The 2,000-nt window shown below is 41.9% G+C and carries 5 protein-coding genes; 3 read left to right on the top strand and 2 right to left on the bottom strand.

Annotation, left to right across the window (positions count from 1 at the left end):
- Positions 1 to 181 precede the first annotated feature (181 nt).
- Positions 182 to 358 carry a hypothetical protein gene (locus tag J2S20_RS12000; RefSeq protein ID WP_307255569.1) on the top strand — a complete coding sequence of 59 codons (177 nt, stop codon included), beginning with the start codon at positions 182 to 184 and terminating at the stop codon, positions 356 to 358.
- 149 nt (positions 359 to 507) lie between these two features.
- On the opposite strand, the gene J2S20_RS11995 is transcribed toward J2S20_RS12000, so the two are convergent.
- Together J2S20_RS11995 and J2S20_RS11990 are read right to left on the bottom strand one after the other, a co-directional pair.
- On the bottom strand, positions 508 to 705 hold the full coding sequence (locus J2S20_RS11995; RefSeq protein WP_307255568.1) for a helix-turn-helix transcriptional regulator: 198 nt from the start codon (positions 703 to 705) through the stop codon (positions 508 to 510).
- A gap of 113 nt (positions 706 to 818) precedes the next feature.
- The gene (locus J2S20_RS11990) at positions 819 to 941 is read right to left on the bottom strand and encodes a hypothetical protein (RefSeq protein WP_307255567.1); all 123 of its coding nucleotides are present in this window, start codon (positions 939 to 941) and stop codon (positions 819 to 821) included.
- Positions 942 to 1,091: 150 nt separating this feature from the next.
- On the opposite strand from J2S20_RS11990, the gene J2S20_RS11985 reads away from it, so the two are divergent.
- Both J2S20_RS11985 and J2S20_RS11980 read left to right on the top strand, forming a co-directional pair.
- Positions 1,092 to 1,499: a helix-turn-helix domain-containing protein gene (locus J2S20_RS11985; protein ID WP_307255566.1), complete on the top strand. Its 408-nt coding sequence runs from the start codon at positions 1,092 to 1,094 to the stop codon at positions 1,497 to 1,499.
- On the top strand, positions 1,483 to 1,710 hold the full coding sequence (locus J2S20_RS11980; protein WP_307255565.1) for a hypothetical protein: 228 nt from the start codon (positions 1,483 to 1,485) through the stop codon (positions 1,708 to 1,710). The genes J2S20_RS11985 and J2S20_RS11980 overlap by 17 nt, the downstream gene beginning before the upstream one ends.
- Positions 1,711 to 2,000 lie beyond the last annotated feature (290 nt).

Below are 2,000 nucleotides of genomic sequence, written 5' to 3'. Positions count from 1 at the left end.
TGATTCTGAAACTGTTTCCGACTCTGAATCTGGTCTGCAAGAATCAGAGCCCCCAGAACAATAATCCATGCCTTTATTTTCCAGATATCCCTTCCCTCCTTCCTGTGTGGTTTATGTTAATGCGCTATACTCTCCTTACAGGGCACCGCCATGCCTGAGTCTATGAAAGGAGGCAATGTAAATGTCTAAAACTAATAAAGAATTAGCCGTTGAGCTTTATTCTGCGTTTCTAATTTCTTCTGGAAGTTTCTTTTCAAGCTCCAATTTCAAAGGTACGGTTAAGTATCCGTCAAATGATGAAATGGTCAAACAGATTAAGGACCTTACTCAGAAACTCTCAACCATTCAGAACGATTAACATTCCGGGCTGAATCACCAAAGGCTGTTCGTCTTTACGGACAGTCTTTTCTTTTTTGATACAGACTTTTCTTTTTTGATACAGACTTTCGTTGCTTCCATCTTTCCTCCTTCCTGTGTTTTGTATCTTTTTCTACTATTAGTAGAATCTTAAGGCAAAAAAATATCGTCTATTGACAGCCCATAAATTTCAGCGAGCATGTAAAAGTTTGCTCGATCAAGTTTTACTTTGCCCGCCTCCCACAGTGCTATGGTCTGCCTTGATTTCCCGATCTTTTTAGCCACATCTTCTTGGCTCAGCTTCGCATTTACCCTAGCCGCCTCAAGAGATATTTGTAACCGTGGCATTTTTTTACTCCTCCCTTCCTTTACTTTTACTTTATATATGCTATACTATTTATATTCGCAGGGCGACTTGACGAGAATGTTTTGGAGAGTCGCCCCGCGGGTGTCCTAAATCTTTACTTATTCAAAAGTGATCGGATAAATTCGATTGCTTTTTCTTTATCCTCATTTTCTAAAATTTCTAACAGCATTTTTAACACGTCTTTCCATTGCGTGTCCGTCATTCCCATCTGCTCCATTTTCTATCTCCTTTCTCGTCGGCTCCGTGCTACAAGTGTATAATACTCTACTTTATGTAGAATGTCAATAACTTTTTTGCAAAAAGTAGAATTATTATTGCGTTTTATCTACTTCTAGTATATACTCGGATTATACAAGGGAGGTGTCTAATGTCTGAAGAGAATTATAAAAAGATATTTGCTAAGAATCTCTCATACTATATGAAAAAGAATGAGAAGACACAAACTGATTTGATAAATGATTTAGGAATAAATAAATCCGCAATTTCTACATGGATAAACGCTACACGTTTACCAAGAATGGATAAAGTTCAGCTTCTCGCCGATTATTTTGGAATAAATAAGTCTGATCTATTAGAAGAACGCACCGAGAATACCGGCTACTACTTCAACCCGGAGACCGCCAAGGTCGCGCAGGAGGTGTTTGAGAATCGCGATCTGCGCATTTTGTTCGATGCAGCCCGCGATGCATCGCCGGAAGATATAAAAACTGCTACCGGCGTACTCAAAGCACTACTAGCAAAAGAAAGAGGGAAAGACGATGAGACAGGCGCCTGACGGCGTGTACTCCTATCTTGTTGATTTAGAAGATACTAAAATAGCCGAAATGGTACGTGAAAATGAGGATTGCACTTATACTATCCTACTCAATTCTCGCTTCAACCATGAGCGGAATCAGGCATCGTATCTGCACGCACTCAAGCACATCCAAAACGGGGACTACGAAAAAGAGAGTGTGCAGGAAATTGAAGCAGAAGCACATAAATAACCTCTTCCCCGCGCAGCGGGGGTGATCCTGGGTCTCTGGTTTGAAATTTCTTCGTGTAGTACTCTTCCCCGCGCAGCGGGGGTGATCCTTTATCAGCACCGCCGAGACGGAGACCCCAGAGCTCTTCCCCGCGCAGCGGGGGTGATCCCATATTGATGGCTTACGTTCACAATGGAAAAGGAAGGAAAAGAAGACCAAATAAGAAAAACCGCCCCGGTGCTACCAACACCGAAGCGGCGAGATACCCTCCGAAAAGGATACACCCAATTCATCTACAGTATACCTTTTTG

This window comes from Moryella indoligenes, assembly GCF_030812885.1.
In the GTDB taxonomy this organism is placed as follows: Bacteria; Bacillota; Clostridia; order Lachnospirales; family Lachnospiraceae; genus Moryella; species Moryella indoligenes.
Note: the sequence above shows the minus strand (reverse complement) of the source record. Positions and strands in the feature narration are given on the sequence as shown.